This is a genomic window from Streptomyces sp. NPDC093568, from assembly GCF_044764945.1.
In the GTDB taxonomy this organism is placed as follows: Bacteria; Actinomycetota; Actinomycetes; order Streptomycetales; family Streptomycetaceae; genus Streptomyces.
Map to the genome: position 1 here is coordinate 1,485,819 of NZ_JBIWJD010000001.1, position 24,358 is coordinate 1,510,176.

21 protein-coding genes are annotated in these 24,358 nt (G+C 70.7%); 4 read left to right on the forward strand and 17 right to left on the reverse strand.

Annotated elements, in window-relative coordinates; all coding sequences use genetic code 11:
• Positions 1-29: 29 nt before the first annotated feature.
• The 4 genes from egtD to egtA are packed head-to-tail and all read right to left on the reverse strand — an operon-like array spanning position 30 to position 4,403.
• A complete protein-coding gene (egtD, locus tag ACIRD7_RS06305; protein WP_403450414.1) occupies positions 30-992 on the reverse strand; it encodes an L-histidine N(alpha)-methyltransferase in 963 nt (320 codons plus the stop codon).
• Entirely contained in the window at positions 989-1,780 is a 792-nt protein-coding gene (gene egtC, locus ACIRD7_RS06310; protein ID WP_403450417.1) for an ergothioneine biosynthesis protein EgtC, read from the reverse strand. The genes egtD and egtC overlap by 4 nt, the downstream gene beginning before the upstream one ends.
• Positions 1,780-3,099, reverse strand: a complete 1,320-nt coding sequence (gene egtB / locus ACIRD7_RS06315) for an ergothioneine biosynthesis protein EgtB (protein ID WP_403450420.1) — start codon at positions 3,097-3,099, stop codon at positions 1,780-1,782. The genes egtC and egtB overlap by 1 nt, the downstream gene beginning before the upstream one ends.
• Positions 3,096-4,403: an ergothioneine biosynthesis glutamate--cysteine ligase EgtA gene (egtA, locus tag ACIRD7_RS06320; RefSeq protein ID WP_403450422.1), complete on the reverse strand. Its 1,308-nt coding sequence runs from the start codon at positions 4,401-4,403 to the stop codon at positions 3,096-3,098. Before egtA ends, egtB begins: the two co-directional genes overlap by 4 nt.
• 338 nt (positions 4,404-4,741) lie before the next feature.
• Between egtA and ACIRD7_RS06325 the strand changes: the two genes are divergently transcribed.
• On the forward strand, positions 4,742-5,566 hold the full coding sequence (locus ACIRD7_RS06325) for a TIGR02452 family protein (protein ID WP_403450425.1): 825 nt from the start codon (positions 4,742-4,744) through the stop codon (positions 5,564-5,566).
• Here the strand turns inward: ACIRD7_RS06325 and ACIRD7_RS06330 are convergent.
• The 5 genes from ACIRD7_RS06330 to ACIRD7_RS06350 form a co-directional block, all read right to left on the reverse strand.
• On the reverse strand, positions 5,551-5,997 hold the full coding sequence (locus ACIRD7_RS06330) for a type II toxin-antitoxin system PemK/MazF family toxin (protein WP_403450427.1): 447 nt from the start codon (positions 5,995-5,997) through the stop codon (positions 5,551-5,553). The genes ACIRD7_RS06325 and ACIRD7_RS06330 overlap by 16 nt on opposite strands.
• A gap of 171 nt (positions 5,998-6,168) precedes the next feature.
• Positions 6,169-9,018 carry a hypothetical protein gene (locus ACIRD7_RS06335; protein ID WP_403450430.1) on the reverse strand — a complete coding sequence of 950 codons (2,850 nt, stop codon included), beginning with the start codon at positions 9,016-9,018 and terminating at the stop codon, positions 6,169-6,171.
• 292 nt (positions 9,019-9,310) lie between these two features.
• Positions 9,311-10,480, reverse strand: coding sequence for an alpha/beta fold hydrolase (locus tag ACIRD7_RS06340; RefSeq protein WP_403450433.1), 1,170 nt, complete (start codon positions 10,478-10,480; stop codon positions 9,311-9,313).
• 879 nt (positions 10,481-11,359) lie between these two features.
• Complete coding sequence (locus tag ACIRD7_RS06345) at positions 11,360-11,530, reverse strand: hypothetical protein (RefSeq protein ID WP_403450436.1); 171 nt, start codon at positions 11,528-11,530, stop codon at positions 11,360-11,362.
• Positions 11,531-11,556: 26 nt separating this feature from the next.
• Positions 11,557-12,981, reverse strand: coding sequence for an amidase (locus ACIRD7_RS06350; protein WP_403450439.1), 1,425 nt, complete (start codon positions 12,979-12,981; stop codon positions 11,557-11,559).
• A 243-nt stretch (positions 12,982-13,224) separates the two neighbouring features.
• Between ACIRD7_RS06350 and ACIRD7_RS06355 the strand changes: the two genes are divergently transcribed.
• Positions 13,225-14,613 carry a glycoside hydrolase family 43 protein gene (locus ACIRD7_RS06355; RefSeq protein ID WP_403450441.1) on the forward strand — a complete coding sequence of 463 codons (1,389 nt, stop codon included), beginning with the start codon at positions 13,225-13,227 and terminating at the stop codon, positions 14,611-14,613.
• 13 nt (positions 14,614-14,626) lie between these two features.
• Here the strand turns inward: ACIRD7_RS06355 and ACIRD7_RS06360 are convergent, their stop codons facing one another.
• On the reverse strand, positions 14,627-15,535 hold the full coding sequence (locus tag ACIRD7_RS06360; protein ID WP_403450444.1) for a sigma-70 family RNA polymerase sigma factor: 909 nt from the start codon (positions 15,533-15,535) through the stop codon (positions 14,627-14,629).
• 118 nt (positions 15,536-15,653) lie between these two features.
• On the reverse strand, positions 15,654-16,361 hold the full coding sequence (locus ACIRD7_RS06365) for an RNA polymerase subunit sigma (RefSeq protein ID WP_403450447.1): 708 nt from the start codon (positions 16,359-16,361) through the stop codon (positions 15,654-15,656).
• A gap of 172 nt (positions 16,362-16,533) precedes the next feature.
• On the opposite strand from ACIRD7_RS06365, the gene ACIRD7_RS06370 reads away from it, so the two are divergent.
• Positions 16,534-17,214 carry a sigma-70 family RNA polymerase sigma factor gene (locus tag ACIRD7_RS06370; protein WP_403450450.1) on the forward strand — a complete coding sequence of 227 codons (681 nt, stop codon included), beginning with the start codon at positions 16,534-16,536 and terminating at the stop codon, positions 17,212-17,214.
• Positions 17,215-17,274: 60 nt separating this feature from the next.
• On the opposite strand, the gene ACIRD7_RS06375 is transcribed toward ACIRD7_RS06370, so the two are convergent.
• From ACIRD7_RS06375 to ACIRD7_RS06390, 4 genes are all read right to left on the reverse strand, one after another.
• Positions 17,275-18,021 (reverse strand): SDR family oxidoreductase, encoded by a 747-nt coding sequence (locus ACIRD7_RS06375; protein ID WP_403450453.1) that lies wholly within the window; start codon positions 18,019-18,021, stop codon positions 17,275-17,277.
• Between the two features lie 164 nt (positions 18,022-18,185).
• Positions 18,186-19,886 (reverse strand): L-aspartate oxidase, encoded by a 1,701-nt coding sequence (locus tag ACIRD7_RS06380; protein WP_403451698.1) that lies wholly within the window; start codon positions 19,884-19,886, stop codon positions 18,186-18,188.
• Positions 19,887-20,038: 152 nt separating this feature from the next.
• A complete protein-coding gene (locus ACIRD7_RS06385; protein ID WP_403450456.1) occupies positions 20,039-20,935 on the reverse strand; it encodes an RNA polymerase sigma-70 factor in 897 nt (298 codons plus the stop codon).
• A 38-nt stretch (positions 20,936-20,973) separates the two neighbouring features.
• Positions 20,974-21,789 carry a class I SAM-dependent methyltransferase gene (locus tag ACIRD7_RS06390; RefSeq protein WP_403450459.1) on the reverse strand — a complete coding sequence of 272 codons (816 nt, stop codon included), beginning with the start codon at positions 21,787-21,789 and terminating at the stop codon, positions 20,974-20,976.
• Between the two features lie 168 nt (positions 21,790-21,957).
• On the opposite strand from ACIRD7_RS06390, the gene ACIRD7_RS06395 reads away from it, so the two are divergent.
• Positions 21,958-22,887, forward strand: a complete 930-nt coding sequence (locus ACIRD7_RS06395) for a UTP--glucose-1-phosphate uridylyltransferase (protein ID WP_403450462.1) — start codon at positions 21,958-21,960, stop codon at positions 22,885-22,887.
• 32 nt (positions 22,888-22,919) lie between these two features.
• Here the strand turns inward: ACIRD7_RS06395 and ACIRD7_RS06400 are convergent, their stop codons facing one another.
• Positions 22,920-23,402, reverse strand: coding sequence for a cupin domain-containing protein (locus ACIRD7_RS06400; protein ID WP_403450465.1), 483 nt, complete (start codon positions 23,400-23,402; stop codon positions 22,920-22,922).
• A gap of 35 nt (positions 23,403-23,437) precedes the next feature.
• A complete protein-coding gene (locus ACIRD7_RS06405; RefSeq protein ID WP_403450468.1) occupies positions 23,438-23,911 on the reverse strand; it encodes a carboxymuconolactone decarboxylase family protein in 474 nt (157 codons plus the stop codon).
• Positions 23,912-24,358 lie beyond the last annotated feature (447 nt).

The window sequence follows — 24,358 nt, forward strand, 5'->3', positions numbered from 1 at the left end:
CCAAGGCGGGGCATCGCGCGAGCCGTCGGTCAGCGCGCCACGCTCAGTGACAGCGCGAAGCGGCCCTGACCGTCCGTCCACCAGTGCGCCAGCTCCAGCCCGGCCGCCGACAGTTCCGCGCGTACACCCTCCCTCCGGAACTTCGCCGACACCTCGGTGCGCATCTCCTCGCCCGCCGCGAACTCGACGGCGAGGTCCAGCGCGGGCACCTTCACCGTCTGCGCCGTACGGGCGCGCAGGCGCATCTCGATCCACTCGTCGTCCGCGTTCCACACGGCGACATGGTCGAAGGCGGCCGGGTCGAAATCGGCGTCCAGCTCCCGGTCGATCACCGCCAGCACGTTCTTGTTGAACGCCGCCGTCACCCCGGCCGCGTCGTCGTAGGCGGCCACCAGGACCTCCTCGTCCTTGACCAGGTCGGTGCCGAGCAGCAGCGCGTCCCCGGGGGACAGCAGGGCCCGCACCGAGGCCAGGAACGCGGCCCGCTCCGCGGGCAGCAGATTGCCGATCGTGCCGCCGAGGAACGCCACCAGCCGGGGTCCGGGCGTTTCCGGCAGGTCGAGCCCCGCCGTGAAGTCGGCGATCAGGGCATGCACGTTCAGCCCGGGCCGCTCCTCGACGAGCGCCTGCCCGGCCTGGCTGAGCGCGCTCTCGCTGACGTCGACCGGGACGTAGGTGTGCAGCCCGGTCAGCGCGTCGAGCAGATGCCGCGTCTTGTCCGAGGAGCCGGAGCCGAGTTCCACGAGGGTGCGGGCGCCGGTGGCGGCGGCGATCTCGCCGGCCCGGTCGACGAGGATCTCGCGCTCGGCGCGCGTCGGGTAATACTCGGGCAGCTCGGTGATCTTCTCGAAGAGCTCGCTGCCCTGCGCGTCGTAGAACCACTTCGGCGGCAGCGTCTTGGGCGTGCTCGTCAGGCCCTTGAGGACGTCGGCGCGCAGTGCGGCGTCGGTGGCGTCCTCGGGCAGGGTGCGGGTCATGAGGAACGGACTCACGTGCTGGGCTCCTTGCGTGGTGCGGGGGCCAGGGGGGCGCTGGGTTCCTTGAGCGGGGTGAGCAGAACGTCGGTGCGGCTCGCCGCCAGCAGGGTGTGGTCGGGGACCTCCTGCCAGTGCGGATCGTCGTCGTAGGGCTCGGAGGCCACGACGGTCCCGCCGCCCGGCCGGGCCAGATACCAGAGGGTGTCGCCCCAGGCTGTCGCGGCGATGGTCTCGCCGTTGGTGAGCAGCAGGTTGAGCCGGGAGCCGGGGGCCGCCTCGGCGACCTCCAGGACCGTGTCGGCCAGCGCCTGCCCCAGCTCGTCGCCGCCGCGCAGCCGCGCGAGGACCAGCGCCCAGACGAACGCCGAGTCGTTGCGGGCCTCCAGCGAGAGCACATCCACCGCGGGCACGGTCGGGACGAGCGGCGCGAGCGAGCCCGGCCAGCCCTTCACGGCGCCGTTGTGGCTGAACAGCCAGGGGCCGGTCGCGAACGGCGCCGCGGCGGCCTCCTGGTCGGCGCCCGGCACCGTCGCGTCCCGCACGGCGGCGAGCAGCGCGCCGCTGCGTACGACCCGCGCGAGATCGGCGAAGGACGGATCGGCCCAGATGGGCCCGGCCCGGCGGTAGCGTGCCGGCACAGGGTCCCCCTCGGCGTACCAACCCACCCCGAAACCGTCGGCGTTGACGGTCCCGTGCCGCTGGTGGCGAGGCGCCCACGACTGGCGGTAGAGCCCGTGCCCGGGCGCCACGAGGAGCCGGCCGAGCGGCTCCTCGGGGCCCAGGTAGGCCAGGTGACGGCACATCAGGCCGCTCCGGCGGAGCGGGCCGTGCGGAAACCGGAGAAGATCTGCCGCCGTATCGGGTAGTCCCAGTTGCGGAAGGTGCCCCGGCAGGCCACCGCGTCCACGGCGAACGAACCGCCGCGCAGCACCTTGTACTCCGGCCCGAAGAAAACCTCCGAGTACTCCTTGTACGGGAACGCCTGGAAGCCCGGGTACGGCGCCAGGTCGCTCGCCGTCCACTCCCACACGTCGCCGATCAACTGGCGTATGCCGAGCGGCGACTCGCCCTCCGGATAGCTGCCGGCGGGCGCCGGGCGCAGATGCCGCTGACCGAGGTTGGCGTGCTCCGGCGCGGGATCGGCGTCGCCCCACGGGTAGCGCATCGAGCGGTCCCCGGCCGGGTCGTGCCGGGCGGCCTTCTCCCACTCGGCCTCGGTGGGCAGCCGGCGCCCGGCCCAGCGGGCGTAGGCGTCGGCCTCGTACCAGCACACGTGCAGCACCGGCTCGTCCGGCGGGACGACCTCGGTGACGCCGAAGCGCCGCCGCAGCCACTGCTTGCCGTCCCGGTGCCAGAACAGCGGCGCGTGGATGGAGTGCTTCCGGATGTGCGCCCAGCCCTCCGGCGTCCACCAGCGCTCGGTGTCATAGCCGCCGTCCGCGATGAACGCCTGGTACGCGGCGTTCGTCACCGGCGTGGTGTCCAGGTAGAACGCCGGCACCTCGCGCCGGTGCGCCGGGCGTTCGTTGTCCAGCGCCCACGGCTCCGTCGAGGTGCCCATGGTGAACGGGCCGCCTGGGACCAGGACTTCGGACGGCCCCGTGAACAGCGGCGCCGGGTCCGGGTCCGGGGCGGTCAGGGCCTGCGGGCCCTTGCGGAGCTGATGGGTGATCAGCATGGTCTCGTCGTGCTGCTGCTCGTGCTGCGCGATCATCCCGAAGGCGAAGCCCGCCTCGGTCAGCCGCGTCCCGTGGAACGCGGTGCCCTCCAGGATGTCCAGCGCCCGGCCGCGCACCTCCGACGCGTAGTGCCGGGCCTCGGTCGGCGGCAGCAGCGGCAGCGAGGGCCGTGCGGCACGCGGGTGCTCGAAGGCGTCGTAGATGCCGTCGATCTCGGGCCGCATCGCCTCCCGTCCGCCGACCGTCCGCAGCAGCCACTGCTCCTCCTGGTTGCTGATGTGCGCGAGGTCCCACACCAGCGGGGACATCAGCGGCGAGTGCTGGGCGGTCAGGTCGGGGTCCTCGACACAGCTGGTCAGAAGAGTCGTCCGGGCACGGGCGGTGGTCAGGGTGGTCAGCGCCCGCTCGCGGAGAGTGTCGGCGTCGAAAGCGGGGTCGGTCATGTGCGGATGTCCTTCCCATGCAGGGTGCGGTCCGTGCCGTAGAGCTCGTCCAGCAGGTCGTCGGCGGGGCAGCGGCCCCGCACGACGAAGCGGTCCCGGTACGCCGCCACGGCGTCCGTGACCTCGGTCGTGGCGCCCAGCCGGGGCAGCGCCTCCAGCGCCGCCGCGAAACAGATGTCCGCCACCTCCCGCAGCTCGGGGTCGGCGAGGCCCGAGCGGGCCGCGTCGACCCACAGCGGATTGTGCGGCGCGGGCAGCGACCCCGCACGCTCGGCCAGCGGCTTCACGGCGCGGTACGCGGTCTCGGCCGCCTCCGGGTCGTCGAAGAGCGCGGTCGCCACGGCGAGCGGCACGATCCAGCCGTCCTCGCCGGGCTGGGCGTCGATCATGCGCAGTTCCAGATGGCCACGCGGCCTGACCGGCGGGAACAGCGTCGTGAGGTGGTAGTCCAGGTCCTCCTGGGTGGGCGGCCTGGGTGCGCCCGATCTGGTCCACTCCCGGAACGACAGCCCGTCCGGGACGTGCCACGGACCGTCGTCCCGCCGCCGCACGCACATCACCGGCGCGTCCACCACGTGCCGCGCCCACGCGGCCCGTGGATCGCCGTCCAGCGGCGGAGCGCCCGCGCGGCCCGCGCCTATCTCCATCCACAGCAGCTGCCGGGTGGACAGCCAGCCGGTGGGCTCGCGCCCGGCCAGCGGGGAGTTGGCGAAGGCGGCCACGAGGACGGCGCCGAGATGGTGGGCGAGCCACCAGCGCCGTCCGTGCCCGAGCGGGCCGGGTTCCTCGTATCCGGCGTCCAGGCACACCTGCACGGACGCCGAGGTGCACATCATGGCGCGGCCGGCCGGGCCCGCGCGGTCGAGGTACGCCTCCATCGCGTCGTAACGCGGCTGACGCAGGAAACGGCGGGGCGGGTGCCAGGGATCGTTGCCCAGGCCGACGAGTTCGAGATCGTGCTCGCGCAGGACCGCGCGGGCGACGTCGAGGTCGGCGGAAACGGTACCGATGCACTCCATCAGCGAGGTGGCGGGAGGTGAACTCAGCTCCAGCTGGCCGCCGGGTTCGACGGTGAGCGCCGACCTCAGGTGCTCGGTCCGCAGTGCGGCGTAGGCCGCTTCGAGTCGTTCGGGTGTCACGGGGAGCCGCGGGTCGCGCAGCTCATGGACGAGCCATTCCACTTCGACCCCGAGGGTGCGGGGCGGTCCGGTCTTGAAGCAGATGCCCCGGACCAGGGCCTCCACCTCTGCCTCGGTGACTGCGGAGCGTGGTTGCTCCGGACAGCCACTCACCGAATCGGACATGTCGGGATCCTCCTGAGAGTCCAGGGTGCCACCGGCCCGGATCTTGTGGACCGGCTCGGCACACTCGTCCCACCCAAGACCCTCGCCGTGGTTCGCACAAGGGTGCGTACCGGCACGTTCCGGGTCGGTAATATCCGCTCCCCGAGTGTTAGCAGGGGCTTTCCCGGTCGTTCTCGGTGGGCTGTGGGGCCCGGAATTCTGTTGCACCGCATGACCAGCATCGCTCACGATGCCTGCGTGAGCACGGCGGGGGAGATCGCGGGCGTCCGGAGCGGGCGCACGATCATGGCGCGGACCGCGAGGGGGCGGGCGTTCATGGCGCACACGGGGGTGGCGCCATGAGCGCACGCCTGCGCGGTATCGCGCAGCAGACGGAGGAGATCGTGGCCGCGGGGGCGTACCGCGCGCCCGACGGCCGAGAGGTGTCCCTCGCCGGCGCGATCGAGGCGGCACGGGAGGGCACCCGGATGCACGGGCCCGAGGCCGTACCGGTGCCGCCCATGTCCGGGGCGCGGACCTTCTTCGAGGTCACGGGGGAGAGCAGCCTGGAGGCCGCCCGCCGGCTCGGCGGCGGGACGGCCGTACTGAACTTCGCCTCGGCCCGGAACCCGGGCGGCGGCTACCTCAACGGCGCCCAGGCCCAGGAAGAGGCCCTGTGCCGCGCCTCCGCGCTGTACACCTGCCTGATCAGGGCCCGTGAGTTCTACGACCACCACCGCGCCCACCGCGACCCGTTCTACACGGACCGGGTCATCCACTCACCCGGCGTGCCCGTCTTCCGGAACGACCGAGGTGACCTGCTCGACGAGCCGTACACCGCCGGATTCCTGACCGCCGCCGCCCCGAACGCGGGCGTCGTCCGGCGTACGGCCCCCGACCGCACGCCCGAGCTGCCCGCCGCGCTCGCCATCCGCGCCGAGCGGGTGCTGGAGACGGCCGCCGCGCACGGGTACCGGCGGCTGGTGCTGGGCGCCTGGGGCTGCGGGGTGTTCCAGAACGACCCGGCGCAGGTCGCGGGCGCCTTCCGGGGGCTGCTCGGGCCCGGCGGCCGGTTCGCCGGGGCCTTCGAGCACGTGGCGTTCGGCATCCTCGACCGCACTCCGGGCAGCCCGGCGCGGGCCGCGTTCGTACGGGCGTTCCCCGAGCGTCAGGTCCAGCCGTAGCGCTCGTGCAGCCGGTGCCTGACCAGGTTGAACCGGCCGCGGTCCAGCGCGCACGCCTCGCGGCGCATGCCCTGCTCGTGCAGCCGCAGGATGCGGTCCACATCCACCCACGAGTCGCGCCCCGACCGGTCCCACGGGCCGCTGCCGATGGCGACCCACTCGCGGTCCCCGTCGTGCCGCTTGCTGGAGAGCTGCACGGCCAGGAAGGTGCCGCCGGCCTCCCGGGCGACGACCAGCACCGGGCGGTCCTTGCCCCGCCCGTCGTTCTCCTCGAAGGGGACCCAGGTCCAGACGATCTCGCCGGGGTCGGGGTCGCCGTCGTGCGCGGGGGAGTACTCGGTGCGCACCCTGCCGACCGCGCGCGGGTCGGCCTCGGTGGTGGCGGTGGGGCCGAAGCGGCCCGGGACGTTCTCGTCGGTGTACGTGCTCACGGGGGCACACCCTAGGGGCTGCCCCCGTGAGTCGGGCGTGAAGGGTCGCCGATTACCCGTCCAGGTTCACTTCTCGTCCGTCGACACCCTCTGGACCGGCCCGCTCGGCAGGGAATTGGGGGCTCGGGGGCCTCGTCAAGTCTGGCGAGGGCCCCGTATGTCGCTGCCTGCTCATTGCTCCGGGCCCAGGTCGATGTCGACGGTGACCCGCCGGATGCGTACTCCTTGGATGTCATTGCCCGGCAGGTCGAGGCACTCAAGCAGTCGAGCGGCTGCCTCGGGAGATCGATTCCGCTCGGTTGAGCTGCCGGGCTGTTCTCGGGGCGGCTCATCGAGCTCCGCATCGATGGCGTAGCTCATGCCGCCCGATACCATGCCGTCGACGAGGCTGCGGATGCTGATGGTCGTGCCTGCAACTTCGTTCGGGCGGAAGCCGCCGCCCGGGATCAGGCGTGGTCGGACTTCCCGGCTTGCCAGTGGGCCGAGCTCGAACGCATGGCCGCCGGGGTTGGCGAACTTCATGCGCCAGTTCCGGCGTGCCAGGGGCTCCGGCAGAGTCGCTTCCAGCTTTACCGAAACTGTCCGATCGTAAGGGTTGTTGACCCAGAATCGCCGTCCTGCGAAGGCCCCGACGAGGCCGTCGACTCCACCGCCGCCGGGGACGGGTGCGACATTTCGCTGTGCGACGTTGTTGTCGAACGGCACCAGACGTGCAGGTGGAATCGGGCCGTTCACGGTCTCGGTGTTGGGGAGGTCGCCATCGGCCGAGACGGTCATGAGCAGGCATTCGTGCCCTTCCACGGCAGGGGTCCATGTGAAGGGCCCGACCACAGCACTGCCACCGGAGGCCAGGCCCCCGGGGACCGAAACGGATGCGGTCGTCATGGATTGCCAGTCACTCGGCCATACCAACCCGGCGGTGGGGCGGGAGTGATAGCCCTTGACGACCACATTCTGCGCCTGCTGCGTCCCCCGGTTCTTGACCCGGCAGTAGACATAGTTGGGAACGTTGAGGATCGGTGTTTGGTGGGTTGTACCGCCATCGGCCGTGAGACGGTTCCAGATGTCGGTCGTCTCCCAGAAGTTCTCAAGGTACGGTGCGTACTCGCCGGCTCGTCCGTCGTCAATGTAGACGTCGACCGCCGGGGGCGCACCGGGAGCCGTCACCGGGGGAGGTGCCGAGGGCGGCTGATAGAAACCTTGCTTCTCGAAACTCCACCGAACGACTTTGTGGAACGCGCCGCCCGGGTGGCCCTCGAACATGGCGGTGCCATGGTCGGCGTTCATCAGTGCGGTGGCGAAGACCCCGGCATCGGGTGTGGGTGTGATGGGGCTGGTCGCAAGCGAGCCGATGGCCCGAAGCTGCAGGTATGCCAGGTAGCGGGCGGCGAACCGGCGTACGTCTGGATACCACGAGTCGCCGCCTGTCGACCGATAGATGCGGAACATAGTTGTCGACAGGATCTCCTCGCTCTGGTAGCCCCTGTCATCGTTGCTTCCGCCCCAGGCCCAGCCCTCACTCACCTGCCGGTCTTGGCGACGAGAGACCAGCGGTACCCATGGGAAGGTGAGGAAGCGGTCCGGCGCCAGCGAGTCGGGGGCGTGCAGAAGCGCAGCCAGCGAGTCGCCACCATTGTGGACAAAGCCGAGGTTCGCCGAGTGGACCGTGTCATAGAGCAGCCCGTGGACGAACTCGTGGACCATGACTCTGGCGTCACAAGACATGCTCACCGTCGACCCGGATTGCACCAGGCCGCACGTGTAACGCCCCATGCCGGTGCCCGCGGCGTTGCCGAACGCGTGTGCATTGACTTCGGTCTCGCTGCGATGGTCGATCTCTACGGGAAACGTCGTGCCGTCGAGATAGGTGGCCAGGTTGAAGCCCATTCCCTCCATCAACTGGAAGAGCGACTCGATGTTGTTGTAGGCGCAGGCCGCAGCGAAATCGTCGCTGGGCACGGAATAGTCGAACGAGCCGGGTGCCGGTGAGGTCGGCGGCGCCGCGGTGGGCGTCTGGAAGTCGACGACCGAAACACGCGATCCGACAAGGCCCTGCGGGCTCGCCGGCGGTAGCTGGGGCAGGGTGACAGGGATACGCCAGTAATTGAGTTCACCGGGGTTGGTGGTTGTGATGGTGCCTGGGTTGGCGGTCGCAGTGAGGGCCGCGTTACCGGTCCTGGTGATGGGGTCCGTGGTGTACACGTTGGCCGTCGCACAGGACACGAACGCCCGCAGGTAGAGCACCGACCGGGTTGATGGCTCCACGAACGCCCGCCAATGCACCTCACCGAGTTCCGGCATCGGATACGTGAAGAGGTACTCCGTGACAACGTAGTGCTCATCTGCCCGGATCTGCTCCGGCACAGGCGGCAGGGGCAGCGTGGGCGGCGCTTCCTGCAGTGGTCCGCGACGGGCTTCCTCGGACACTTCAGGGTGGATGCGTTGCGCCGGGTCGTACTGGAAGACGAGTTCCCGCTGACCGTTGATCCTGATGTTCCGGTCGCTCCCCACGCCGTCGGGACCACTCGGTTGTTGACTGATTCCCAGGGCCGCCAGCAGCTCGTCCACGCCCAAATCCTTGCCGGACCCCTCTGGAGTGCCTGCCGGGGGCTGCGGCCTGCCGATCTTGATGTCGTAGTGAAGTGAGCTCGTGGAGCTGGTGATCCTGGCCGGTGAGTCGTGAGCGGTGATCGAAAGGCCCGCCTCCCAGATGGGCAGCCCCTCGTACGACTGCTGATAGGAGACGACCGACGTCTCCATGACGGACGACTCATGCGCCAGTCTCAGCCTCACCTCACCAGGCCCACCAACCTGTCCGTCATTCGTGCCCAGGCCGGCGATCCACTCAGAGGGGACCTCGTACAAAGGTGCCACCTCACGCAGATACTCGTTCGCCGCTACACCGGGACCGAGCACGACGGCAGTGCTCGCACTGTATGGCTCCTGTACATGCTCCAGATGGCGAAGCCGGCCACTTCCATCCCGCTGCGCGTGCACGTTCGGCGTGACCTCAAAAGGCATGCGATTCACCTTCGCTCCCTGCGATGCGGCGCGTCTCGCCAGACTTGCCGTGTGTTGATCTGACCTTTCCTCGACCCGCCTTTCGGGTCCGGAACACGTACCCGTAGCTGAGCGGGTGCTGCCGTCCCGTCAATCGCTGGTGGTGTGCCGGCATACGTGGTCGGGTGGCGTACGGCACGAACTGGTCCGGGTATCGAAGAGTCGCCGTATCCCCTACGGTCCGACCGGTAGCGGGCCCCGGGGAGCTTCCCGGCAGCCCCGGTCCGGCCCCACCCGGAAGGGTGCGGGGCTGTCAGTCCATCGGTGTGAGGACCCCATCCTCGTCCAGGAAGTAGCTGCCTTTCGCAAGGTCCTCCACGGTGGCGTCCTTGAGCCACTGCCGGGACATCCTGTGCACATCCTTGGACGGGCGCTCCCAGGGGATTTGGTGGCCTGCGCAGGCGATGCGGAACATCAGCTTGTGCGCGCCGGGGATGGCGTCGTAGAGCGCCGGCACCGAGAAATGCAGCAGCCCGAGGTTGGCTGGCGTGTTGACCGAGGAGTCGAGGTCTCCGTAGATGATGAGCACCGGGACGTCGGCGCCGAGGATGCCGTCCAGTGGCACAGTGGTGGAGTTCCAGCCCCACCAGTACTGGTTCTTCACCCGCATGACGCCCGAGGGCTTTCCCGCCACGTCGGGACCCCACGTGGCGCCGACGGTGTCATTCTCCATAATCGCGTTCCACACCACATCGACCATCCCCTCCTCCCGCTGCTTGTGGCACTTCACGTCCCTGTCCCACGCCGCGGTGAAACCCGCCTTGGTGGTGAGGGTCATGGGAAAGCCGAACACGGACGCTGGTTCGCTCTGCGGCAGCGGCACCGGAGGGTCCCAGCGCGTCCCAGCCTTGCTCTGCCTGCCGTTGGGAGGGAAGATCGGGGCGAGCAGGAGCAGGCTCTTGACGTTCTCCTTGTGCTGGATGGCATACGGGCCGAGCTGCTGTGCGGCGGCCGACCAGCCGATGAGGTCGACTTTGGACGCGCCCGTGAGGTCCTGGATGTAGGTGACGACCTTGTGGACCTCCTCCCAGTTGCTCCGGGAGTTGTCCAACTGGTAGGGGTACTGCACAGGATCCGAGACGCCTCCTGGATGGACTTCCAGAAGGGGCCTCTGAGCAGGGTTCACGTTGCGCGGGTCGTACATTTCGGGGCGCGTGGACCGGCCGGACCCCTGGAGGTCCATGACGAACACGTCGTAACCCGCCTCGGCCAGGAATTCCGCCCAGCTGTATTTGCCGTACCGTAGGTCGAAGCCCGCCAGCGCCGGCACACTTCGTCCATGCAGCATCAGGACGGGCTGGCGCGGCTTGTTCGGCTTGGTGCCGTTGCGCTCGCGCACGAACAGCGTGGCGGGCTTGTCCTTGTTCGCAGGGATGGTCGATATCCACGGGATCTGGTGGTCTTTCAGGACTGGTGCTGCCATGACTGCGCTCCGATGGCTCCGTCTCCGATTAGTTCGTCCTGCCGCTCCGCCGCTACCGGGATCCTGGGCGCAGGCCCTGCGGGACGCGGTTGTTCGCGATGGACTGCCCGTCGAACCGGAGCTTGGCCGTCCGCCGGCCTGTTCGGCCCGTTCCGCGAAGCTCGATCCGCGTACCCTGGGTAGACGCTCTCAGGAAAACCTCAACGGTAGCCGCGGTGTCACGCTCGGTTCCGTCCGCGCTTCTCCCTCAGCCGTCCATGAACCCACGACCATCGCGGTGGTGGGGAGGGCGCGAGGCAGTCACGGCGGGCGTCTGGCAGCGCGTATCCGCTCTCGGCGTCGGGATTATCTGCTTTCACTCACGATAACTCTCGGCCCATGTGCCGCGCCTGTCCAAGATTCAAGGGCCTGCCGGGAGTAGGCGGTGGCCGCACACCTGGACACGCGCCTCGGGGGCAGAGCCGGCAGGGCGGGCATCAGCGGCCCTCACTGAGGGCGCACCCAACCGGCCCCGCGTCACCGCTCGTTGGCCTTGCGGGGCGGTAGTGCCCTGGGGCGCAGCCGAGACGTTCTCCGCCGCCGTGAGAACGGTCAGTTGCTCCATCCTGGCGTTTGCTCTGGTGCGGGGCGGCCGGTAGGACTCGTGAGCCGGTAAAGGCCGGTTCGACGCTGCTTGAGTGCGGCCGCAGCGCCCTGTCGGTAACCGGCCGGGCGCGGTTGACCCCTCGGGCACGTGTGGGAAGGTCTCGCGTTGCTGGTAGCTCCCCGGCACGCCTGTGACTGCGGCTGCCCCAGAGGTTCCGGGCTTGCTGAAGCGGATCCCTGCAACTGTTTCTACAGCGCTTGGCGGATCTTGCCGCAACTAGGCGCACAGGGCTCTCAACTGCGACGGAGCGTGCTCACTGTCGTACGCCGCCCGGACGTAGACCGTGGATGGGCGAGGAAGTGCTCGGCCCCGCCGCGCACGCGCACGATCACCTCGCCGACCAGTCCCGGCCCGACCGTCCCCGTGACCCGCCCCATGAGCCCGACCATCGACGCGTCGTCCATGGTCACAGGGTAGGGGCTGGACCGGCTCAGGCGACCGGTGCGGGCACGGACTCGCCCTGCTGCGGCGGCCACAGCTCGTGCCAGCGCAGCTCCGCCTCCAACTGCGCGGCCAGCGAGATCAGCAGCGGCTCGCTGTTGGCCGGCCCGAGCAACTGGCCGCCGACCGGCAGCCCGCCCACGAATCCGGCGGGGACGTTGACGCCGGGCCAGCCCAGCACGTTCCACGGCCAGGCGTAGGGGCAGGCGGCGATCATCGCCCGGTCGGTGGCGAAACCGCCGAGGCTGAGCAGCGCGCCGATGCGGGGCGGGGGAGCGGCCGTCGTGGGCGCGAGGACGACGTCGTACGACTCGTAGAACCTGCCGATACGACGGTGCAGGACCGCCTCCGCGCGCCGGGCCGCCCGCAGCGGGGCCCCGCCGAGGAGCCGGCCCAGCCGGGCGGCGCTGCGGGTGCGCGGGTCGAGCAGCGCGGGGGATGGCACCTCGTCGGCCCACTCGGCGATACCGGCCGTGGCACGGGGGACGAAGGTCAGCCCGATCTGCCCGTACGGCGGATCGGCCTCCTCGACGTGGTGCCCCAACCCGCTGAGTTTCTCGGCGAGTTCGACGATCCTGGCCCGCACCTCCGGCTGGAGCCGGGCGGGCAGGGCGGTGAACGGCGGCTTGAGGGAGAGCGCGATGCGCAGCCGGCCGGGGTCGCGGCCGACGGCCTCGGTGGCCTCGATCGCGGGTGGCCGGTGCGGGTCGAGCTCGTGGTTGCCGGCGGCCGCGTCCAGCAGGAGGGCGGCGTCGGCGACCGTACGGGCGAGGGTGCCGTTGACGGTGATGCCCTTGAAGGACTCGCCGCGCGGCCAGGTGGAGATGCGGCCGCGCTGCGGCTTGATGCCGATGAGGTGGGTCCAGGAGGCGGGGATCCGCACCGAGCCGGCACCGTCCGAGCCGAGCGCTGCGGGCACCAGACCGGCGGCCACGGCGGCCGCCGAACCGCCGGAGGAACCGCCCGGCGTGTGGTCCGCGTGCCAGGGGTTGCGGGTCGCGCCGAACGCGGGCCCCTCCGTGAACGGCCACTGGCCCAGCTCACAGGTGTTGGTCTTGCCGACGATCACGGCACCGGCCGCGCGCAGCCGCCGTACCGCCTCGCCGTCCTCGGCGACGGGCGGGAACTCCCCGCCGCACCCGAACGCGGTGGGCTCGCCCGCCACGTTCATGTCGTCCTTCACCGCGACCGGAACGCCCAGGAGCGGCAGGCGCACTCCGGCGGCGAGCTGCTTGTCGGCGGCCTCGGCCTCGGCGAGGGCGGCCTCGGCGCGCACCACGCGGAAGGCGTTCAGGGACCCCTGCGTCGCCTCGATGCGCGCCAGTGCCTGCGTGACGAGTGCCTGCGACGTCACCTCCCCGTCGGCCAGCGCACGGGCGGACTCGGCGAGGCCTACGGCACGGTCGGGTGTCATACGGGGCACCTCCGGAACGACGTTGTCTACCGAACGGTAACGTCAGTCGGGTCGGGGGCGGAACGTTTTCGCCGGTGCGGCTCGCAGGTTCACCACAGGTTTCTCCCAGGTGCCGTTTGCTCCTGCGCGAACCATTGACGCGCCCGGACCCCACCCCTACCTTCTGATCGAATTTCCGAACTATGTTCGAAATCGCGAACGCATCGGTTCGGAATGTCCCTTGAGCCGTAGGGAGAGCCGCCCGTGAGCAGACGCCCCCGCACCCCCTCCCGCCGGAGCCTGCTGCGCGCGATGGCCGCGCTGCCCGCCTCGGCGCTGGTCCTGGGCGAGACCCCCGGACTGCTCGGCACGGCCCTCGCGGCCGCACCGCCCAGCGGCTCGGCCACCCGGTACACCATCGTGCCGTTCCTCAACAGCGACGACGGGACCGTGAACGTCTATCAGGCGGACGACGCCACCGACTTCCGCCTGCTGAAGGCCTCCGCCTACACGCCGCCCAGCAACCGCATCCGCGACGCGAGCATCCTCAAGCACACCAACGGCTCCTACTACCTCACCTACACGACCCACACCTGGCAGGACACCAGCACCACCATCGGCTTCGCGCGCAGCACCGACCGGGTCAACTGGGCGTTCCTGTACGACTACACGGTCCCGATCGCGAATCTCTCCCGCGCCTGGGCGCCGGAGTGGTTCGTTGACAGCGACGGCAGCGTGAACGTCGTCGTGTCCTGCTCGACCGCCGACGACGAGTGGATCTTCACCCCGTATCTGCTGAGAGCAACGAACTCCGCGCTGACTACCTGGAGTTCACCCGTCGCGCTGTCCGGCATCGGCGAGAACCACATCGACACGTTCATCGTCAGGACCGGCTCGACCTACCACGCCTTCACGAAGAACGAGACGACGAAGTACATCGAGTACGCGACGGCCGCCGCGCTGACCGGCCCCTACACGATCTCCCGCACCGGCGACTGGGCGGGCTGGGGCAGCTACCGCGAGGGCCCCGCGCTCGTCCAGCTCGACAGCGGCACCTGGCGCCTGTTCTTCGACGGCTACGGCGACGGCACCTACTACTACAGCGACAGCCGCGACACCTTCGCCACCTGGTCCGCCCCCGCCGCCCTGCCCGCCGTCTCGGGAACGGCCCGCCACTTCACCGTCGTCAAGGAGACGGTCTCCGGCGGCCCGGCCCTCGCGAGGAACGTCACCCGCTCCTTCCAGTCGGCCAACTACCCCACCCGCTACTGGCAGACACAGTCCGCCCTGCTCAACCTCCCGGTGGTCAGCGCTTCCAGCACCACCGCCGAGAAGCAGGCCTCGCGGTTCACCGTCGTCGCGGGACTCGCCGACGCGAACGGCTACTCCTTCCGCGACTCCTCCGGCAGGTACCTGCGCCACTACGACTACCGCGGCCGGTTCGACACCAACGACGGCACGACGACGTTCGCCCAGGACGCCACGTTCATCGCCCGGACGGGCTCATCGAGCGGCTCGCTGCGGTTCGAGTCGTACAACTACCCCGGGCGGTACCTGCGGCACTACGACTACCAACTGCGGGTGGAGCGCGCCGACGGCACGGAGCTGTTCCGGCAGGACAGCTCGTTCGTCCCGGTGACCGCCTGGAGCTGAGCCAGGTCGGCGGTCAGCCGGAGCGGCGGGAGCCCGAGGCGAGGAACGCGGCGATCTTGCTCGGGTCGAACACCCACAGGAGCTGGTGAATGCCCTCGCGCGAGGCCGCCGAGGTCAGGAACGCGGACGGCACTGCCTCGCGGCAGAGCAGCACGCCGGCGCGCCCGTTGGCTTCCACGCGGCGCACCTCCACCCCGTCCCAGAACCGCGGCGTACCGGTCACCAGGTGCGCCACCCGCGCACGGCCCAGCACGGGCACGCGGGCGACGCCCCGGATGCCGTTGCCGTCGGCCAGGCTCACGACATCCGGGGTGAGGACGGCCTCCAGGGAGGCGACGTCTCCGTCCCGCGCCGCCGAGACGAAAGCGTCGAGGAGCCGGCGATGGTCCGCCTCGTCCACCGGCTCCCGCCGATCCGCCTCCAGACGCCGACGGGCCCGACTCACGATCTTGCGTACGTTGACGACGCTGAGCCCCAGCATGTCCGCGATCTCGGAGTAGGCGTAGTCGAACGCCTCCCTGAGGACATAGGCGGCCCGCTCCGTGGGGTTCAGCTTCTCCAGTACGAGGAGCAGGGCGAGTTCCAGGGCCTCCGCCCGTTCCGCGCCCAGCTGGGGGTCGTCGCTCGTGTCGACGGGCTCCGGCAGCCAGGGGCCGACATAGGTCTCGCGGCGGACCCGGGCGGACTGAGCGACGTTGATCGCCAGCCGCGTCGTGGCGCTCGACAGAAAGGCCATGGGACTGATCACCACGGAGCGGTCGGTCCTCTGCCACCGCAGCCAGACCTCCTGCACCACGTCCTCGGCCTCGGCCGCGCTGCCCAGCACCCGATAGGCGATGCCGAAGAGCCGCGGGCGGAGCTCCACGAAGACCGAAACGGCGTGGTCCAGGGTGTCCTCCGTGGGGGACGTCTCAAGATGCATGATCCTGCGGACTCCGTTCCTCCGAGTGGTGCTGCCCGAGGGCGACGCCGAACCACATGGCTCTGCCCGACGCCTCCGCTCCCTTGACCGGACAGCCCCCTGTTCCGTGACAGGTCGATCAGAGAAGCCCGGCGGCGTGGTTCCAGGTGCGGAGCTTGTCGGGATTGAGGGTGACCCAGACCTGCACGACCTGAGGGCCCGCGACATCGAGGACGACGACCGCGGCGACCAGACGCTCGTAGCGCACCACAAGGCCCGTCCGCCCATTGACCGGATGTGTCTCCAGCGTGGTCCGCGGATGCCGCGCCAGCAACGTCAGCAGACTGCGGGCCACCGGCGCACCTCCGTGCACCGGCCCGACCAGCGCCCGTACCTTTCCGCCGCCGTCGAACACCGCCGTCGCGTCCCCGGCGAGCAACGACGTGAGCACCTCCACGTCCCCGCTCACGCAGGCCGCACGCACCGCCCCAACCACCGCGTCATGCTCCGCCACCGACGTGGGCTGCCCCTCACGCGCCCGCAGACTGCGCCGCGCCCGGTCCGCCGGCTCCGCGTACCGCGGCTCGCTCTGCGGCACGCGGGCCCGTTCGCCGCCCGGCGAGGGCCGGGACAGACAGATGCCTCCGACCGCCCGTGCCAGCCACGACCGGGGATCCACGATCCGCGCCCGCTGGGCCTGCGGCAGTCCGAACCACTGCCGGTACGCCTCGTCGATCACCTGCTCGGCCTCACGACCACTGCTCAGCACGCACATCGCCACATCCAGCAGATGCCGCCGCTCATCCAGCAGTTCCACCAGCGACACCGCGTCATCCGTACCGACCACGACCCGACCTCCCTCGTCCGCGGCTTTCGTGACGTGCCCGCTTGTGAGACCGCGCAGGCCCGGCTCCTGTGACGGGCCCGACGCGCCGCGAGGTGCGGTCCGTCGCGCGCGGCGGGATGTTGGAGGCAGGCCCTTTTCCATCCGGCCGACCCACCGAGCGGAGGAGCCGGACGTGGACACGCATCTGGTCGAAGCCGGGCCGGGCCGGAAGGGGGCAGGCCCGGCGGCCGCCCCGGCGATGGCCGTACCCGACGAGGCGACGATGGTGTTCGTGCAGGCCAGGCCAGGTCTGCTCAAGATCGCTCACCGGATCGTGGGGGACACGAGCGAGGCGGAGGACGTGCTCCAGGAGGCCTGGCTGCGCTGGCAGCGGGTGGACCGGACGGTCGTGCGCAACCCGTCGGCGCTGCTCAGGACGACCACCGTCCGGCTGGCCCTGAACCTCGTCCAGTCCGCCTGGAAGCGCCGGGAATCCTGTGCCAGTCCCTGGCTCCCGGACCTGGCGGACCCGGACGCCACCCCGGAAGCGGTGGCGGAGCGGCACGACGCCGCCGAGCGGGCGGTCCTGGTGCTGATGGAGACGCTGACACCGAGGCAGCGTGCCGCGTACGTCCTGCGGGAGGGATTCGGCTATCCGTACGGCCGGATCTCCGAGGTCCTGGGCATCGGTGTGGCGAGTACCAGGCAGCACGTCGTACGGGCCCATGAGCGGCTCGCCGCGAACCGTCCCCGGCGGCCCGTGGACGCCGTCGCGCATCGGCGGCTCGTTCAGGCCTTCCTCGCGGCTGCCCGATACGGGGACCTCGCGCCCTTGGAAAACGCCCTTTCGACGGACGCGGAGAGAAACGCGTGAGCGAGGTGGCCCCCTGCCTGCCGGCGGAGGCCACCTCACGGTTTTGCCCCACCTCTGTCGCTACTTCTGCAGCGCGAGCCAGTCGGACAGCTTGGTCTGCGCGAGCTGCGCGTCCGGGCCGGGCAGCAGCGTCGTCTCCTGCAATTCGGCGCCGGAGTACGGGGCGTGCGGGTCCGTGACGACCGTACGGGGGTCGTTCGCGTCGGCGAGGGTCTGGCGGATGAGCTCGTCGAGTTGGAACACGTCCGGCCCGGCGATCTCCACGATGCCGTTGACGGGCGTGCCCACGGCGGTGCGGCCGACGGCCGCGGCCACGTCGTCGGAGTACATCGGTTGGAACTTGGCGGCGGGCAGCCGCACGGTGTTCCCGTCGGTGGAGATGTCCGCGATCCCCTTGATGAACTCGAAGAACTGGGTGGCGTGCACGATGGAGTAGGGCATGCCGGACGCCTTGATCAGCTCCTCCTGCGCCTGCTTGGCCCGGAAGTACCCGCTCTCCTGGAGGCGGTCGGTGCCGACGACGGACAGTGCGACGTGGTGCGTCACACCGGCCTCGGCCTCCGCGCCGAGGAGGTTGGTCGTGGAGGTCCGGAAGAAGGTCATGACGGCCTCGTCCTCCCACGAAGGGGAGTTGGACACGTCGACCACGACCGCCGCGCCCTTGAGGACATCGGCGAGACCCTCACCCGTCAGGGTGTTCACGCCGGTGTTGGGCGCCGCCGCGACCGCCTCGTGCCCTTGCTCCTCGAGCTTGCCGACCAGCTTCGAGCCGATGAGTCCGGTACCACCGATGACTACGACCTTCATGACGGATTCCTCTCGGGATTGAATTCGCTCTGCATGATTCGCTCTACATGAGAAGAGACCGGGCAGCGGTTCCGCTTGTGACAGTCGCGCGGCAGATGCGGCAGATATCGGTCTAGAGTTTTTCCGCCGAGTCGTCCCGGATCATTTCGCGGGGCGCTGCCGGATCATTCGACCAGCTTTCCCTCGGCCGAGACTTCCTGCATGAGCGAGGAAATCTCCTCCGGGACCTCCGGGATGCTCTCGCGGGTGACACCGGTCGCCGGGGACCACACGAGATTCACGCGCAGGGCGGGGTCCTGGTCCGGGTGGTCGCTGCGGTTGTGGCAGCCGCGGGTCTCGCGGCGCTCCAGCGCCGATTCGAGGGTGGCCCGCGCCGCCAGGGCGGCGGACTTGAGATCGAAGGCGTGCGCGAGGTCCTGGTAGCCGGCGATGTCCGGGTGCACCCCGACGTCCGCCATCCGCTTCTCGATCACGGCGAGCTCCGCGAGGCCCGCACGCAGGCCCTCCTCGTCGCGTACGACGCCCGCGTGCTCCGTCATGGTGTTGCGGATGGCGCGTTGCAGGGCGCGTACGTTCTCCGGCCCGTCCGCCGCGAGCAGATCGTCGATCTCCGCGCGGGCCTCGGCGATCGCCGCCGCCGAGCGGCGCTGCGCGGTCAGGGACCGCGAGTAGGCGGCGGCCGCCTGTCCGGTGATCCGGCCGAAGACCAGCAGCTCGATGAGGCTGTTCCCGCCGAGGCGGTTGGCGCCGTGCAGGCCGCTCGACGCCTCCCCGATGGCGTACAGGCCCGCCACATCGGTGCTGTGGTCCTCGGGACGCACCCACACGCCGCCCATCGAGTAGTGCGCGGTGGGCGCGATCTCGATCGGTTCGCGGGTGATGTCGAGCATCTGCAGGTCGAGCATCGTCTGGTAGACGCGGGGGAGCCGCGTCATGATCGTCTGCCGGGGCAGATGGGAGACGTCCAGCCAGACGCCGCCCTTGGGGGTGCCCCGCCCCTCCTTGATCTCCGTGTAGGAGGCCAGGGCCACCCGGTCGCGGGTGGACAGCTCCATGCGGTCGGGGTCGTAGCGGGCCATGAACCGCTCCCCGAGGGCGTTGCGCAGGATGCCGCCCTCGCCGCGGGCGGCCTCGCTGACCAGGGTGCCGGCCGCGTTCTCCGGCTCGATGATCCCGGAGGGGTGGAACTGGACCAGCTCGGCGTCGCGCAGCCGGGCGCCCGCCTCCACCGCCAGCCGGAAGGAGTCGCCGGTGTTCTCGTCGCGGCGCGAGGAGGTGCGCCGCCAGATCCGGGTGTGGCCGCCCGCGGCGAGGATCACCGCGTCCGCGTGGATCAGGTAGCGCCTGCCCGACGCGAGGTCGAAGCCGTAGGCACCGAACACGGCGCCGTCGTGCACCAGCAGCCGGGTGATGTACACGCCGTCGAGCACCGGGATGTCGAGCTGCTCGGCCCTCCTGACGAGGGTGCGCTGGATCTCCAGGCCGGTGTAGTCGCCGGCGAAGGCGGTCCGCCGGAACTTGTGCGCACCGAAGAACCGCTGGGAGATACGGCCGTCCTCCTCGCGGGCGAACGCCATGCCGTAGCGCTCCAGGTCCTCGATGCCGCGCGGAGCGCCCTGAGTGACCATCTCGACGGTGCGGGGGTCGGCGAGCAGATAGCTCTCCTTGATCGTGTCCGCCGCGTGCTGCTGCCAGCTGTCCCCGGGGTCCATGGTGGCCAGCGCCGCGTTGATCCCTCCGGCGGCGAGTGCCGTATGGGCGTCCTCCTTGGGGCGCTTGCCGACCGCGAGGACGTCGACACCGGCCTCGGCCAGCTCGATCGCCGCGCGCAGACCGGCACCGCCGGTGCCGATCACCAGCACCATGGTGGACAGACGTTGTTCGGTGATAGCCACGGGTCTTCTCCGATCAGGGGGTTTCACCCATTACGACCGGGTCGGGGGCCGTTCTGTGACACAGCCGCCGGTGTGGCGGCCGCCACGGTCTTGTGACACCGGCAGCGCCGGGGCGCCCGGCCTCAGCCGGCCAGCGACGCCACGTACGGTGCCAGCTTGGCCGGGTTCATGACCCACATGACGCGTTCGATACCGCGAACGGAGACATCGACGCAGAGCAGCGCCACCGGCTCTCCGTCGGACGACACGAGGACGGCCGGCCTGCCGTTCGCCTCGACCCAGCGCACCTCGGTCGGCGGCCAGAACCGCGGGGCGAAGGCGGCGAGGTACTTGGCGACGCGCGGACGTCCGACGACCGGGATCCTGGACGCGCCGCGGATGCCACCGCCGTCGGAGTAGCTGACCACGTCCTCCGCGAGGACGTTCTCCAGCACCGACAGGCTTCCGGTGCGCGCCGCGTCGAGGAAGACCTCCAGCAGACGCCGGTGGTCGGAGGAGCCGACCGGCTCCTTGCGTTCCGCCGCCAGGTGCTTGCGGGCACGGGACACCAACTGGCGTGTGCGGGCCTCGTTCGTCTCCAGGATCTCCGCGATCCGCCGGTACGGGTAGTCGAAGGCCTCCCGCAGCACGTAGGCGGCCCGCTCCACGGGGTTGAGCTTCTCCAGCAGGAGGAGCACCGCCAGATCGAGCGCCTCGGCCCGCTCCGCACCCAGCTGCGGATCCGCGCGGGTGTCGACCGGTTCCGGGAGCCACGGGCCGGTGTACGACTCACGCCGCATCCGCGCGGACTGGGCGAGGTTGATCGCCAGGCGGGCGGTGACGGTCGCCAGGAACGCCGCGGGCTCCCTGATCTCGGCGCGGTCGGTCTTCTGCCAGCGCAGCCACGCCTCCTGGACGATGTCCTCGGCCTCCACGGCACTGCCGAGGACGCGGTAGGCGATACCGAACAGCTGCGGGCGTGCCGCCATGAACTGCTGGGTCGCCCGGTCGAGGGAGTCGGAACCGTCCTCGGCGCGCATGGATGTCCTCCAGACCTGGGCGACCAGGCTACAAGCGGTCACCGGCCCACGCCCGCCCGGTGCACGCCCGCCCGGGCCCGCTCGCGCCCGGTGCCGTCTGGGCGACCGAGCCGCACGGTCAGCACCGCGGGTTCGTCCCCCTCGGGCAGCGGGACGAACCCGGACCCCGCAAGCTCCCCGGTCACCTCCGCGCGCGAGGCCGGCCACATCCAGAACGTCTCGGTGTACTCGCGCAGCACACCCCGCGCACCCCGCACCCAGTAGTCGAAGCGCGTGCGGATCCGGTCCGCGTCGGCCGACATCACCATGCGCCCTCCGTACACGTGCTGGCCGACCTTCTGCGCCGGAAGGACGTGCGTGGCCTCCTCGGCGGGGAGGCGGTCGGGCGGGAGGTGCACGAGGAGCATCCCGCCGGGCACGACCGCGCGGGCCACGGCCGGCCACAGGGCCGCGCGCGAGACCGGGGGGAGGCAGCCGATCGTGTTGTGGCATATCGCCACGTCGGCCACCGCGCGCAGCCCGGCCTCGTCCAGTCCGTCGGGATGGACGGTGACGCGCGCCCTCTGGTCCGCCGGCAGCGCCGCCAGGCGCGTCATCAGCAGGGAGCGCATGGAACGCGCGGGCTCGACGGCGTGCACCGGAACCCGCGACTCGGCGAGGCTCATGAGCGTGACCCGCCCGGTGCCGGCGCCGACGTCCAGCACACCCCGGCGGGCGCCGCGCACGCTGCGGCCGTAGAAGCGGCGTACCCGGGCCCTGTCACGGTCCGCCTGAAGGATGTCGTAGAACTCGGCACTGACCTCGTAGGCGTCCCGTGGCTCCGGTCCGGGAGACTCAACGGCGACATCTGACAAAAAAGGGAGCATATAGAGAAAGACAGGGCAGGCCGCTCGTCTGTGACAGTCGGGTGCGCGCGGAGCGTCGGCGGGCCGGCGGCCGGTGGGCAGGGCCACGTCAGGCGTTGGTAGCGTCGGCCGTGCCGCCCGCAGGTGCGGAGCGCCCGAACGACCGAGAGAGATGCGATGTCCCCGACGATTCGCAGGGCCGTGATCCCCGCCGCCGGACTCGGCTCCCGTCTGCTGCCCCTGACGAAGGCGACGCCGAAGGAGATGCTCCCGGTCGGCGACAAGCCGGTCATCGAGCACACCGTGCGCGAGCTGGTGGACTCCGGCATCACCGACATCACCATCGTGGTCTCCGGCGGCAAGAGCCTCATCCAGGAGCACTTCCGCCCCAACCCCGCCCTCGTCGAGCAGCTCCGCGCCGACGGCAAGACGGCCTACGCCGACGCCGTCGAGGAGGTCGCCGAGCTGGCCCGCCAGGGGCACATCACCTACCTCGACCAGTACGGCCCGTACGGCAACGGCACCCCGGTGCTGAACGCCGCCCGCTCCTTCGGCGACGAGCCGGTGCTCGTGCTGTGGCCCGACGACGTCTTCGTGGCCGAGGTCCCCCGCGCCCAGCAGCTGATCCGGGCCTACGAGCAGACCGGCTGCCCGGTGCTGGCCCTGATGCCGATGGACCCCACCGAGTCGCAGCGCTACGGCGTCCCGATCGTCAAGGAGGACCTCGGCGACGGCCAGCTGCGCATCACCGGTCTGGTCGAGAAGCCCGAACCGGCCGCCGCGCCCTCGTCGTACGCGGCCATCGGCGGCTACGTCATCACCCCCGGCATCATCGACGAACTGCGCGAACAGACCCGCCGCTGGTACGAGCACCGCACCGGCGAGGTCTACCTGACCGACGCCATCAACGCCTACGCCGCCACCCGCGCCGTGTACGGGCAGGTCATCAAGGGCCGCTGGTACGACACCGGCAACCCGGCCGACTACCTGGTCGCCCAGATGGCGTCCGCCCTCGCCCACCCGGAGTACGGTCCCCTCCTGCGCGGCCTGGTCGCCGGACTCGACGACGACACCGCCGCCGCACACCTGCCGGAGAACGGCGGCTGACCCCTCCCGCACGACACGGGCGTTCGGTCCGCCTAGTCGACGAAGTACGAGTCGTGCTCGTCGAAGAACCGCGCCCGCTCCTCGTCCGTGGCGTCGGCCAGCTCCGCCAGTCCTTCGAAGTACGCCTCGCGCGGCGCCCCCGGAGTGAACAGGAGCAGCATCTCGGCGGGGGCGTCTGAGTCGTTGCGGAAGGCGTGCAGCCCGCCCTGCGGGACGTGCAGGAAGTCGCCCTGTCGCGCGTCGACCCACTGGTCGCCGTCGAACAGGCGAACGGTGCCGCCGAGGATGAAGAACGACTCCGAGATCGTCCGGTGGAAATGAGTCTTCGGACCACCCGCCCGCGCACTCATCTCCACCCGGTACAGGCCGAACTCGCCTCGCGTGGTGGTCGTGGCCGCCAGGTAGTGAACGGCGTCCTCGCCGGCCGTGCCCAGGTCCGGCGGCGTGTCCGCCGGCCGGAAGTTCCCGCTGACCTCGCCGCCCTCGCCGTCATAGACCCGCTGTGGATACGACATGCCGCACTGCTCCTCTCGTCCGGGGTGCCTGACCGTCAGCCGAACTGGCCGGGCTGGTAGTCGCCGGCGGGCTGCTGGTTGATGACGTTGACGCGGTTGTAGGCGTTGATGACGGCGAGCAGGGAGATCAGCGCCACGAGCTGGTCCTCGTCGAAGTGCTTGGCCGCGTTCGCCCAGGCCTCGTCGGTGACACCACCGGCCGCGTCGGCGATACGGGTGCCCTGCTCCGCCAACTCCAGGGCGGCGCGCTCGGCGTCCGTGAAGACCTTGGCCTCCCGCCAGGCCGCGACCAGGTGCAGGCGCTGGACGGACTCACCGGCGTGGGCGGCGTCCTTGGTGTGCATGTCCGTGCAGAAGCCGCAGCCGTTGATCTGGCTCGCGCGGATCTTCACCAGCTCCTGGACCGCGGCCGGCAGGGTCGAGTCCGAGAGCAGCTTGCTCGCCGAGTTGAGGTGCCGCAGCACCTTTCCCGCGAGCGGGTTGCCGAAGTAGTCGAGGCGCGGTTCCACGGTGATCTCCTAGCCGTCGGGATGGCGTACACACGACTGACCGGAGAGAGCCGAGCCATGTGACAGCACCCTGGGTGTGAACCACGTCTCACCACCGGGCGGCGCTGGCGGGCGGGCTTCCCGTGTGGGCAAACAGCGGTCCGTCACAGCGGCGTTACTAGGGTTTTTCCCGTCCTCCTGGACCGAGACTTTCGCCGTGCCGCGTCCCAGAGAACCCGCAGAAAACGCTGTCTGACCTGAGCCGACGCCCCCCCCCCCGCGTCCCGACCCCGGTCCCGGCCCAGGCCACTTTGACGGGGCGGCCGCCCATCCCCCGGGGCGGCCGCCCTCTGCGTGCACTTGCGTGCCCGCGCCCCGGAGCCGGGCAGACGCCCGGTCCGTGACCGCACCGGCCCGGCCCCGGCCGACGACATCCCGCATCGGTAACCGCTGTCGAGGTGACTTGAG

What these genes read in the sequence shown, in the direction of transcription:
- egtC (WP_403450417.1), bottom strand. Translation starts at nt 1,780, where the DNA reads ATGTGCCGTCACCTGGCCTACCTGGGCCCCGAGGAGCCGCTCGGCCGG.
- egtB (WP_403450420.1), bottom strand. Translation starts at nt 3,099, where the DNA reads ATGACCGACCCCGCTTTCGACGCCGACACTCTCCGCGAGCGGGCGCTG.
- egtA (WP_403450422.1), bottom strand. Translation starts at nt 4,403, where the DNA reads ATGTCCGATTCGGTGAGTGGCTGTCCGGAGCAACCACGCTCCGCAGTC.
- ACIRD7_RS06325 (WP_403450425.1), top strand. Translation starts at nt 4,742, where the DNA reads ATGAGCGCACGCCTGCGCGGTATCGCGCAGCAGACGGAGGAGATCGTG.
- ACIRD7_RS06335 (WP_403450430.1), bottom strand. Translation starts at nt 9,018, where the DNA reads ATGCCTTTTGAGGTCACGCCGAACGTGCACGCGCAGCGGGATGGAAGT.
- ACIRD7_RS06340 (WP_403450433.1), bottom strand. Translation starts at nt 10,480, where the DNA reads ATGGCAGCACCAGTCCTGAAAGACCACCAGATCCCGTGGATATCGACC.
- ACIRD7_RS06345 (WP_403450436.1), bottom strand. Translation starts at nt 11,530, where the DNA reads ATGGACGACGCGTCGATGGTCGGGCTCATGGGGCGGGTCACGGGGACG.
- ACIRD7_RS06350 (WP_403450439.1), bottom strand. Translation starts at nt 12,981, where the DNA reads ATGACACCCGACCGTGCCGTAGGCCTCGCCGAGTCCGCCCGTGCGCTG.
- ACIRD7_RS06360 (WP_403450444.1), bottom strand. Translation starts at nt 15,535, where the DNA reads ATGCATCTTGAGACGTCCCCCACGGAGGACACCCTGGACCACGCCGTT.
- ACIRD7_RS06375 (WP_403450453.1), bottom strand. Translation starts at nt 18,021, where the DNA reads ATGAAGGTCGTAGTCATCGGTGGTACCGGACTCATCGGCTCGAAGCTG.
- ACIRD7_RS06380 (WP_403451698.1), bottom strand. Translation starts at nt 19,886, where the DNA reads ATGGTGCTGGTGATCGGCACCGGCGGTGCCGGTCTGCGCGCGGCGATC.
- ACIRD7_RS06385 (WP_403450456.1), bottom strand. Translation starts at nt 20,935, where the DNA reads ATGCGCGCCGAGGACGGTTCCGACTCCCTCGACCGGGCGACCCAGCAG.
- ACIRD7_RS06395 (WP_403450462.1), top strand. Translation starts at nt 21,958, where the DNA reads ATGTCCCCGACGATTCGCAGGGCCGTGATCCCCGCCGCCGGACTCGGC.
- ACIRD7_RS06400 (WP_403450465.1), bottom strand. Translation starts at nt 23,402, where the DNA reads ATGTCGTATCCACAGCGGGTCTATGACGGCGAGGGCGGCGAGGTCAGC.